The organism is Rubritalea sp., assembly GCF_039830215.1.
Taxonomy (GTDB): domain Bacteria; phylum Verrucomicrobiota; class Verrucomicrobiia; order Verrucomicrobiales; family Akkermansiaceae; genus Rubritalea.
The window spans coordinates 1-10778 of sequence record NZ_JBDOPO010000085.1; the positions used below are offsets into that span (position 1 = coordinate 1).

Here is a 10778-nt window from a genome sequence, read left to right on the forward strand (position 1 = left end):
AAGTCGTGAAGGCATGGGTGGCTAGTCGAGAGGACAAACTCGAAATCCATTATCTACCAAGCTATAGCCCAGACTTGAACCCTGATGAGTATTTCAATCGGGACCTGAAGTCCGAGCTAAGCAAGCGACCATCACTTCGAGGAAAAGGAAAATTCAAGGAGCAGGTTAAAACTCAAGTCAGGAGTTTGGCTAAGAGGCCGACGAGGATTCAGAAATATTTCAACTCATCAAAAATATCCTATGCTGCCTAATTTACCGCCCCATTAATAGATCGCATCTCAGAATCGATGAGTCGATTTTCGAGAAGCAAAGCCCTTACTGGCAGATCGAGACGGCAGCAAAGCGATAAAGAAAGCAGCCAACCTCAACCTACTTTTAACGATCTGAGGGACATCCCCAGTTTTGGCTATTCCCGTCGCCAAGGCGATCTATTGATCCGCTAGATGGAGTGGAGAAGATGCATAACATTCAATCTACTGCGGTGAATAAATGCTTGCGGGCAGCTGTGCCACAGCTGGTATACAAAAAGCCCCAGCACATTAGTGACGGGGCTTGCGTAGTACAACTTAATGGTATCTAGTAGACCTTACTGACAAGCCTCGCACTCTTCACCATTCATCATTGCTTCGAGAGAACACGCCTGTACTTCGGCTGGGCTGTGCTGCTTCTTCGGTGGACGCTTGGCCACAGAACTAGCTGCCACACCGCGGGTTGCTTTCTTCGTGTCGATAGTGGACTTCTCAATTCCTGATGCACCTTGTGAGCGGAGGTAATAGGTGGTCTTGAGACCAGTGGCCCATGCACGTCGGTACATGTGAGAGAGAGTCTTGATGTCAGGGACAGCGATGAAGAGGTTGACAGATTGGGATTGGTCGATCCACTTCTGGCGGCGTGCTGCGGCATCGATGACAGCCTGGTATGGGACGCCGAAGACGGTGCGGTGCTTTTGCTTGATTGTTTCTGGGATTTCGTTGATCTCATCGAGCTCACCATCAAAGTACTTGAGCTGGTCGAGCATTTCACGGTTCCAAAGCCCTTCTTTCTTGAGGTCTGTGACAAGCTGGCGGTTGAGTACGAGGAAGTCTCCTGAGAGGTTGGACTTCACGAAGAGGTTCTTATAGTTCGGCTCGATACATGGAGTGGTGCCCATGATGTTGGAGATAGTCGCTGTCGGCGCGATAGCAAGAACGTTGGAGTTACGCATGCCGTTCTTGGCAATCTTTTCGCGCACTGGCGTCCAGTCCATCTTGTTACCACGAGGGACCTCGACTTTCGCGCCTCGCTCGTCCTCGAGGATATCGACTGTATCCTGAGGCATGAGACCGCGGTCCCACTTGGAGCCTTTGTAGGATGAGTAGGTACCACGCTCAGCAGCAACATCGGAGGAAGCGCCGTATGCGTAGTATGCGATGGCCTCCATGAACTCGTCGTTGAACTCGATAGCGGCATCGGATGCGAAGGCTAGGTTCTTTTTGTAGAGTGCATTTTGCAGCCCCATGACACCCATTCCGATAGGACGGTGGCGAGAGTTCGCAGTCTTGGCAGAATCAGTCGGGTAGAAGTTGATGTCGATGACATTGTCCAGGGCTCGAATGCCGACGGTGATGGTCTCCTTGAGCATGTCGTGGTCGAGCGATCCATCTTCGCGGATATGGTTGTCGAGCACTACTGAGCCGAGGTTACACACCGCAGTTTCTTCGTCGGATGTATTGAGTGTGATCTCAGTACAGAGGTTCGATGAGTGGATGACACCTGCGTGGTCCTGTGGTGAGCGGAGGTTGCACGGGTCTTTGAATGTTATCCATGGGTGACCTGTCTCGAAGATCATCTTGAGCATCTTCTTCCACATTTCGATAGCTGGCTGCTTCTGTCCCCAGATCTTGCCTTCTTCTGCCATCAGCTCGTACTCAGCGTAGCGACGCTCGAATGCCTTGCCGTAGAGGTCGTGAAGGTCTGGCGTCTCGTTTGCGCGGAAGAGTGTCCAGTCTTGGCGAGCTTCCATGCGCTTCATGAAGAGGTCAGGAATCCAGTTCGCTGTGTTCATGTCATGACAGCGGCGACGCTCGTCACCGGTGTTCTTACGAAGCTCTAAAAAGTCTTCCATGTCATTATGCCATGTCTCAAGGTAGGCGCAACCAGATCCGCGACGCTTACCACCTTGGTTGACTGCAACGAGCTGGTCGTTATGGAGCTTAAGGAATGGTATAACCCCCTGGGATTCACCATTGGTGCCCTGGATGTAACCACCGGTACCACGCACAGCGGTCCATGAACCACCGAGGCCTCCAGCCCACTTGGAGAGATAAGCATTGTCTGCGATACCACGCTGCATGATTGACTCAATGGAGTCGTCGACCTTGTAGAGGTAGCAGGAGGAAAGCTGGCTGTGGAGTGTCCCGGAGTTAAAAAGTGTCGGAGTGGAGGAACAGAAGCGACGACCTTTGTAGAGGTTGTAAAGACGCACACACCAGTCTTGCTTGTTAGCTCCGTCTTCTTTGAAGAGGCCCATGGAGACACGCATCCAGAAGAACTGTGGCACTTCGAGGCGGCGTTGTTTGTCACCCGTTTTGTCGATCACGAGGTAGCGATCGTAGAGTGTCTGAATACCGAGGAAGTCGAAGTCGAGGTCAGCAGTAGGGTCGAGCGCGTCGGCGATCTGATCGAGGTCGTAGCGGCCGTCGATGAGCTCTGGGCTGAGGCGCTTGATATTGACACCGTGCTTGAGGTAGGCCTTGAAGGCGGTGACGTGAGCAGCTTTGAGGCCTTCGATGCCATCGCGCAGAATGTTCCAGTCGAGAACTTCTTCGTAGATGTAGGAAAGGAGGATGCGGCCAGCAAACTTCGAGAAGTCAGCGTCTTGCTCGATGAGTGTCTTGGCATTGAGCGTGATGGTCTTCTGCAGGCCATCTGCGGTGATCTCGGTGCCGATGGAGCGGCGGAGTTCGCGCTCGATGTCATTTTCCGAAAGGCAGAGGTCGAGGCCAATGGAGGCAAACTGAATGCGCTTCTTGAGCTCAGTGCCGTCCCAGAAGATGGAATTTCCATCGGAAGTGGTGACGACCACCATGGAATCCTGCTGTGGGTCTTCGACTGGAAGTGCGTCTTCGTCAGTGCGCGTGGATGCACGCTCAGCTCGGTAGAGGACGTAGTGCGCAGCAATCTTGAAATGACCTTGGCGCATGAGTTCTTCCTGAACAATATCCTGGACGTCTTCGATGTGGATGAATGCTTTTTCCTCAGTACGTACGCGCTCGGTCACTGCGTGGGCGACTGCTGCTGCCGGTGAGGCATCAAGCTTCATGGTGAGGAATGCCTGACGGACTGCGTTTTCGATCTTGGTCTCAGACCAAGGAACGACGTTGCCGTTGCGGCGGATGAGGCGTACTGTGAATGGCTCGCTGGAGATTGCGGAAACTTCGATAGAGCCTTTGTCAGCAAGTGAACGGTTGAAGACGAGGGATTTCGCTACGTCGTGTGCATCGTTCTCGATCAGTGCTTTTTCGATGAGAAGATAGAGATCGTTCTGAGTGAGCTTGAGCTTACCACCGTCGATGACTTGCTCAATGAGTGACTCGGCAACACTGTGTGCGACGCCAGATACAAAGTGGCGGTTCTCATCGTTGAAAATACTATCCTCCTCCAACTGGCGTGCAAGAAGTAGATCAGTGAGTGCGCCACCGATGGTGTCGGCTACGTCTTCGAGTGAGAGCTCAGATTCTGTGGAGCCATTGACAACGATGACTTGTGGAACGTTTGCTGATGGAGCAGAAAGCTGATCGCGCCAAGCGAAGTCAGGTTTTTGAGAGCGAGGAAGAGTAACGACGTTTTTCAGAGCAACGTCTTCTTCTAAGGTTAAGTTACGGTACATTGTATAAGAGTGGCGTGTTTTTTTGGTTATCTTGAATGAGAAGTGAGAAGTATGAAGTTCTCGGTTGATGGAACCTAGAAGTGAGGAGTTGCTTGGCTACATGAAACTTCTCACTTTGCTCTTCACTCTGATCACTCCTTTAGCTTCGCTAAAGATCATCGTCGTCGATTTCTCCTAGTGCGGATGCTTTCTGGTATTCTGTGACTCGGCCTTCGAAGAAGTTTTGTTCCTTCTTGATGTCCATCATCTCGGCGAGCCATGGGAATGGGTTGGAGGTGCCACCTTCGACGAGTGGCTCTAGACCACATGCTGTGAGGCGACGGTCGGCGATGAAGTCGATGTATTGCTCGAACTCTACCATGTTGAGGCCAACGGCTGCTACTGGGAGACAGTCGCGAATGAAAGCCTTTTCTAGGCGGATGCCTTCGGCCATTGTCGCGCGGAGATCTTCTTTAAATTCGTCAGTCCAGATTTCAGGATTCTCGTCGACGAGATCCATGAGGAGGTTGCGAAGCAGCTCAATGTGGTTGGATTCGTCACGGAGTGTGTAACGGAACATCTGGCCGATACCTGGAAACTTATTCTGGCGGTATAGGCTGAGGATCATACCAAAGAGGCCGTAAAACTGTGTACCTTCCATCACCTGACCGAACATGAAGATGTTACGACCGAGCGCTTGCTTGCTCTCGGGTTTGGACATGTCCATGTCGCGGCGGAGGCCACGGCTGTTGGAAACAACGAAGTCAGTCTTGTCCTTGATGGTCGGGATGTCTTCGAGCATTGCCTCGCACTCGTGCGGGTTGATTCCGAGTGAGGAAACCATGTAGACTAGTGAATCAGCGTGGATGTTCTCCTCGTGAGCGTGACGGCGGAAAACGAGGTTGAGCTCAGGTGCTGAAACTAGCTCGCGGATGACGTGGATGACGTTGTCGCCTACGATGCCTTCTGCTGCGGAAAAATAGCCGATACCCATCTTGATGATCCAGCGTTCAACGTCTGAGATCTCATCGCTGCGCCATTGCTCGACATCTTTTTGCATCGGGATATCTTCTGGCTCCCAGTGGTTGGCGCGCATTGTTTTGTAAATCTCGTACGCCCATTCGTATTTGAGCGGAGCGAGTCCGAATCCCGATGGAGTGGTTCCATTTATAACGCGTTTGCTAGAGAGAATATTCACAGCAGCTGCAGAGTCGATAGTGATAGTGGCGTCGCCTAGTGGAGTGGTGGTCATGTGGAAGAAGTGTTCAGTTTTCAGAGTTCAGACTAAGTTGATGAAACCTTGGGTAGTAAGAAAGTATATTTGGTGTTCGGTGCTCGGTATTCCGACTTGGGCTATGACTCCTAGAGTTATCGCTTTGTTTCTTCGTGCTGAATCGGAACACTGAAAACTGAACTCGTAAAATGTCGTACTAGCAACTAAAGTTCGTCGTCTGCGAAGTCAGTTTGTGTTTGGGTGGTGGTGGCGTTGGCTTGGCTTGCTCCGCTGGGGAAGAAGACTTCATCGAGCCATGGGAGTGGTGATAAGTCTGCTGCTGGGCCGAGGCCACATGCTGCGAGTCGTCGAGCTGCTACATAGTCGATGTAACTGTCGAGAATGTCGTTATCGAGTCCTACGCTGGATGCTCCGGGAAGATAGTCGCGGATGAATGCTTTTTCAAGGGCGACTGCTTCATCCATTAGGGCGACAAGCTCGGCATCGAATGCGTCGGTGCGTATGTCGTTGTTCTCTTGGTTGAGCTCAGAAAAGAGCTTGCGGAAGAGTTCACAACGGAATCCGGCATCGCGCAGGAGGCTGGAGAGAATTTCGGCTGTGCCGGTGAGCTTACCAGTGCGTCCCATTTCTAGAACGACAGCATAGAGGCTATAGAACTGGAGACCCTCCATGCACTGGCTGAAGAGGAAGGTGTTCTTGGCGAAGGCTTGCTTGTTGGCAAGCTGGGTCATGTCGACACCACGGTCGAGTTCGGCCATGTGCTTGAGAGTGAGAGCTTTGACCTTGGTAGCAGCTTCCGAGAAGACGTTGGTGCAGGCGAGTGGGTCGAGCGAAAGTGAACTAAAGATGTGAACTAGAACGTCCTGCTGAGTGTTTTGTTCATGCACGTAGCGGCCGAAAACGAGCTTTAACTCAGGTGCCGTGACGATATCGCGGATGGCATAGATTTCCTCAGCTCCAGTGATTTCACCGGAGGATGCTTGGTAACCGAGTAGCATATGAACTGCCTGCTGGTTGTCTTCCGAAATGGATGCCCACTGTGCTGCGTCACCGCGGAGCGCAATATCCTCAGGCTCCCAGTGGTTGTTCTTCATCTCCGTGTAGAGATCGTATGCCCACTGGTATTTGAGTGGGAGAATGTTGAAGAACATGGTGTCGCGGCCGTTGATGACCTTCTTCGCTGCGTAAGCTTCTTGTGCCTTGGCCTCGTCGATTTCGAAGGTACGATTTCCGAGAGTTACTGTGGTGGTAGACATTATGTGTGAGTAAATTCTATGAAATTGAGGGAGTTGAATCGGAGGTTCAATCAGCCGTTCCGGACTCTTTTGTGCCCCTTGCTGACACGGTGGCGAATATGCAGCAAGTACCCCTCAAAGGTCAACGCCATTTTGCATCATATGGTATTCACAAATTATTAACAATACAATATATTGTACTTTTAGTGATTGGTGGAAATTTTGGATAAAAGCTGGCCTTGTCGCTAATCCTTGCAAGTTCTAGGTTTATCGAGGGTTTAGTACTGCTCAATCAATCCAGCGAGCTACAGTGTCTTGCGCTACAAAAAAAGATTCATCTGTTAGATGAAGTCGAACAATCGGGTTAATTTTTAAAATTAGCTCTCCCGGACATTTAGCTCAGCCTAAAAAACAACCATACCCCCCATAGTTCAATGATCTTATTTTTAAAATAATAAGTGCGAGGGATTTTACGAAACATGAGACTGCGCGGTGAACCTTGGCAGAACCTTGAGTAATCATAAGACGAGAGAAAGTGTAGCGACTTTGTCAAATGAGATCCTTCTAAAAAAATGTTTAGCTTTTAGGCTGGCTTGCCAGTCATGGCAAAGAATGGGCATCGCTACACTCCAACAATGATGATAAGACCATGATTTTACTATCTAAAATAAATTATATACGCTATACTCGACGCACTCGATGTTGATTGGTGACTCGAGATTTAAGGGGGCGGTGCAGCGGCCGACTTGGCACTGTAGCACAGGCATGGTGGTTTCAAGGCTAGTAAGAGTTTCAAGTCTTAGGCCTGTAGTACGATTCACAGGGAGACAAAGCCTATTTAAAAGATGTGCGCAAGAGCTGGTTGCTAATTGGCGAAGAGCCCAATCATGTGAAGGTCGATCAGGTGACTAAGATCGAGAGCTAATTCTCCTAAGATGAGCTGCATGAACTACGCAAGAATCAGGTGTATTGTATACAGAATAGAAGCTAAACCCGCACCACTAGTAAAATGGCGACGCATGGTTATTTTTCATGAAATCCGATGAAGAAATCTGCCGAAGAAGTAAGCCACGCGCATCACTAAAGACAACCTTAGGCTGGATAAGCACATCATTGAGACAGTGCATTGATGCCCAACTTAACATCCAGTCGATCACGAAGCAGCTATAGGTGCCTTAGTGCAAATGATTCAGAAAAATTTAAAAGTGCTGCGGATGAGGCGACCGAGTAAGCTGGCACCGTAGCGATACAAGTGGGTCATCGGCATCTCTGCAGCGGATGCACACAGTTCTGATCTTGGTACCGTGACAAGCCTCCAGGCGAGCAAGGTCAATACCGATGGTTCTGCAGTCTACGACAAGAAAAAGAGCAACATAGACCAATGAAACAACGCTTCCACGAACCCGCAATGGCACACTATGCTGAATACAATTACTCGCTACTGGCGTTATACTTCAAAGCTCTTATACTCTTGCACATGTAAAGCACTTTAGCCTCTCGGTCTTCAGCCTAAAGCTTTGTGCCAGTGTTCCCAAAACTGGTGGCTGGGCAGATTTTCAGGCAGCCCTTCCGCCTGCATCATTTCACTCTACAATTACCAGCACGCAAACACTCCAGCTAGCTCCGAGCAATGCACCAAAACTCCAACCAGCCTTGATGAATTTCCGTGCGATCCTTCTGACCGAGGAATAGCAAGGAGCTAAGTACAAAACCGTTGGCTAGCCTCCACATGGGGGTTACGAGCAGCTTCCAGACGGTAGTAACTATCAAGCAAATCTACCTCCATCCCTAGCTCCTCACGCACTTGCTTGAGCGACTGGTCAAGGTATGGGCGGTAGTCTATCTCCTCCAGCGGTTGACAATTTGAAATCATACCAAGATGAACAGCATCGGCGTATACCTTGTGAGCGTGCACGGGAAATCGATAGGCCTTCGGGTACCAATGGCCAGCAACATAGCCAAACACCTTGGATGCCGTGGTACTCATGGCGTGAGAAGACCCCATGGTGAAACCAATAGTGAACGCCTCATCCATCAAGCTCGTGCCGCGTCCTAACAAGAGGTGAATGCAGTCGTGTTGGAACAGGCTGACTCTCCCTTTAAACATGCTGAAGGGTGTGAATGAGAAGCATGGATTCTCCATCAGTCGGACAATCCAGGGAACTTCCGAGGCTTTGTTACCAATCGCTTCCAGCTTTGCCAAGGCATCGCGCAAAGTCATACCCCGTTCCGCCAAGGGAATGAGAAATGTTTGGAGATCTGGATGGTAGCTAGGCATTACTGTCATGCTACCACAAGCTGAAATGAAATGCTAGACTTCTGGCGATCCTAACGGCGACATTTATGTCAAACGGACGGTTGCTCCGCGCCGCCTGTGTCGAGCCACAGCCCAACTTCTAGAACTGCGTCAAGCCTAAGTACTCCAGAGAGTGAGCCTGCTGCTTAATGCTAATCGGATGGATTTATGTTTTGCCAGCCAACCCCGCCGGGCATCTCGGAGATCTGCCCCTGCCATTGAAGAACTGCGATCCAATGAACCATTTTGAAGTCGTGTTATTTTACCAGAGTGAGCTTTGAAACGCGGCCGGTGGTGTTCCAATCTTGAACATAGAGATTCCCTTCAGCATCGAAGCTGAGCCCGTGGGGAGCCGAGAATATTCCAGGGTTTTGATCTTTAGGAGCGACACCGAACTTTGCCCATTGCTTCTTATTCGGGTTGTCTCCCACAAAGGAAACGGGTGCGCCATTTTTGTCGATAATCACAACGCGTGCTTCGAGCTCGGCGACAGCTAGGTAGTCCCCATGAAATGAGACTGAGCATGGTCGGCGGAGATTCCTGGCGTGCTCGCCAATCCAGTTACCATCGAGATCTAAATGGACAAGTCGACGTTTTTCCCTGTCACACACGAGCAGACGAGGCTCACCGAATCTGGTGTCGATCCCCAGCCCGTGACAGGTTTTAAATTTTTCAATATCATTGCCACGGCCACCAAAGCTTTTAATAAGTTTCCCTTCTTTATCAAATTTGTGAATGAGGTTTGAACCGTAGCCCATGCTAACAAAGATCGAGCTATCGGGAGCGACAGCGATGCCGGTGATCCCTTTGAGGCCACCTGTGATTTCGCCAGTCTTCTCGTTCGGGATCTCCATCACGATGTTGCCGTCGAGATCGAGTTTTACTGCACGAAGGTGTTTGTTGTTTTTGCCGTAAGCATTGAGCTGGGCTCCGAAGAGGAATTGTTTGTCCCCCTCGGTCACTATCTGCAGTCCGTGGATGCCCTGCGCGGGTGAAGCCATCGCCTTAACAAATGTTCCGTCGGATTTGAAAACACAGAGGGACTTTTCACCGTCGGTACTGACGTAGACCAGACCTTGCTTGTCGACTGCTACCCCGCCGTGAGTTGGGCCAAGTTTTGCATTCTCAGGGAGCTTGCCCCAGTCGAGTACGTTTTCGTAGGTGAAGGTACCATTGCCAGTACGGACGACTTCAGTCAGGGTTTTGGCTTTGGGAGGCTGTTCGTGGCCTTGATGTGCTTGGGCGGAACTGAAGAGAGTTAAGCCAATAAATCCAGAGGTAAGAAGAGGTTTCATCATATGTGCTGCAGAATAGTATTCTGCAGATGAAACGCAAGCTGTACCACAGATCTTTCAAGCCCCGGTAGCTAAAAAACTACCTGCGTATCCCACGATAGCGGCTAGTCTTAGGATCTCGCTCGTCATAGGTAGAGTCGTCTTTGTAACCTAGCACGCCATGGCGCTTGAGGTTTTTAATAAATGTCTTGGTATCTTCGCTGACTTCTTCGTCGGCAACCAAAGTCCCTAACAACCCGTCACCTATACTGAGTCCATTGAGAGTGGCGTCGGCAGTATCGACAAATTTGCTAATTTTGCTGGCAGCAATACGAAATTCCGAGATGGTCGATGGGAGCTCTTTAATGGCTGGGCCGAACTCTGCCACTTCAGCCTTCACCACATCAAAGGTTTGCTCGGCCGCGTTCGCCGCTTTTTTCACGCTAACGATAGCTTCGTGCACCTCTTCCACGGAAGGTTCTAGCCCCTCCCCTAAATCTTTAAAGCTGGTAGTTGCGGCCTCGAGGTTGGCTATCGATTGCTTGATATTTTCAAGATTATCATCACCGAGAACTCCATTATTTACCTTCTCTAAGGTGTCACTTAGGCGACCGGAAACGGCGCGGATGTCATCGAGTGCCGAGTCGAACTTGAGCAAAGAAGTTCGAGCGTCTTTCATCAGTTTACGCGCATCCCGAGCGACCGATTCAGCATCAGACTGGAGCGCATCTAGCCCCCCAGCCCCACCGCCAATCACCTCTGAACCATCTTCAAGAATGTCTCCAGGCTCACGAATTTCCGGAGGCACGACGACGATCATTTTATCTCCTAACAATGAGACTGACTGCACCATAAACTTTGAATCACTATAGATTTTAACGCGATCATCGAG

7 protein-coding genes are annotated in these 10778 nt (G+C 50.4%); 1 reads left to right on the forward strand and 6 read right to left on the reverse strand.

What is annotated here, in order from left to right; translation table 11 throughout:
* Positions 1–251 (forward strand): transposase (locus ABGY95_RS02645; protein ID WP_347440138.1); only part of this gene is annotated, 251 nt, incomplete at its 5' end.
* A gap of 335 nt (positions 252–586) precedes the next feature.
* On the opposite strand, the gene ABGY95_RS02650 is transcribed toward ABGY95_RS02645, so the two are convergent.
* From ABGY95_RS02650 to ABGY95_RS02675, 6 genes are all read right to left on the reverse strand, one after another.
* Positions 587–3868, reverse strand: coding sequence for a ribonucleoside-diphosphate reductase subunit alpha (locus ABGY95_RS02650; protein ID WP_347440139.1), 3282 nt, complete (start codon positions 3866–3868; stop codon positions 587–589).
* A gap of 148 nt (positions 3869–4016) precedes the next feature.
* On the reverse strand, positions 4017–5099 hold the full coding sequence (locus ABGY95_RS02655) for a ribonucleotide-diphosphate reductase subunit beta (protein WP_347440140.1): 1083 nt from the start codon (positions 5097–5099) through the stop codon (positions 4017–4019).
* Between the two features lie 185 nt (positions 5100–5284).
* On the reverse strand, positions 5285–6337 hold the full coding sequence (locus ABGY95_RS02660) for a ribonucleotide-diphosphate reductase subunit beta (RefSeq protein WP_347440141.1): 1053 nt from the start codon (positions 6335–6337) through the stop codon (positions 5285–5287).
* Positions 6338–8015: 1678 nt separating this feature from the next.
* Entirely contained in the window at positions 8016–8603 is a 588-nt protein-coding gene (locus ABGY95_RS02665) for a hypothetical protein (protein ID WP_347440142.1), read from the reverse strand.
* Between the two features lie 266 nt (positions 8604–8869).
* Entirely contained in the window at positions 8870–9910 is a 1041-nt protein-coding gene (locus ABGY95_RS02670) for a 6-bladed beta-propeller (RefSeq protein WP_347440143.1), read from the reverse strand.
* A 76-nt stretch (positions 9911–9986) separates the two neighbouring features.
* On the reverse strand, positions 9987–10778 hold a 792-nt coding region (locus ABGY95_RS02675; RefSeq protein ID WP_347440144.1), incomplete at its 5' end, for a hypothetical protein.